General features: G+C 38.2%; 1 protein-coding gene. It reads left to right on the top strand.

All coding sequences use genetic code 11. The features are described from left to right. Nucleotides 1-187 precede the first annotated feature (187 nt). The coding region (locus AC3G7N_RS20815) for an alpha/beta fold hydrolase (protein WP_489424069.1) at nucleotides 188-788 on the top strand (601 nt) is incomplete at its 3' end.

Genomic DNA, 788 nt, shown 5'->3' with positions numbered 1-788 from the left:
TCAGAATGAAGGAATCCGTTGAAAGGGATATATCAAGGTGAATGCAAACCCTGAATCCGACTAGACCTGAGCTATTACCAACACGAAAGCGTCTTGAAATCTAGAACAAATCATACCCAAGGCTGATTCAAAAATCCTCAATTAAGTTAAAATAAGACTACAAGAAAGTTAAAAAGTGGGGATGATGATGAAAAATAAATCAGGCAGGTTCATTAATCTTGAAGAATATGTATCTATTAATGGCATCAAACAATTTCTGTTTCACCGCGGGACCAGCGATGATAACCCGGTTCTGCTTTTCTTACATGGAGGACCGGGCTCTGTTGAATCCCTATTTACACAAGCATTCCAGGAAAAATGGGAAGAAATCTATACCGTTATTCATTGGGATCAGCGCGGTGCTGGAAAAACACTGATGAAAAATCTTAACGCACTGCCGACAATGGATTTGATGCTGCAGGATTTGTTTGAAATTATTCGCTACCTGAAGAAAAAATATAACAAGAATAAGGTTGTTTTGCTCGGTCATTCATGGGGGAGTGTTTTGGGTTCTGTCTTTATTAAAAAGTATCCTGAGGAAGTAGCTTATTATATAGGAGTAGGTCAGGTTGTCAATATGCTTGAAAATGAGCGGGTTGGCTATAACAAAGTGAAACAGTTAATGGAGCAGGAAGGCGACAAAAAGTCTATTAAACAGCTTGAATCAATTGGTGAATACCCTGGCGAGAAAATTGTTTTTAACAAAGAATTTTCACATAAAATAAGCAGGATTAGAAAGCTGCAGGGGA

The organism is Virgibacillus carmonensis (genome assembly GCF_057836705.1).
The sequence above is the reverse complement of the archived record's forward strand: the minus strand, read 5'-3'. Positions and strand labels throughout refer to the sequence as shown.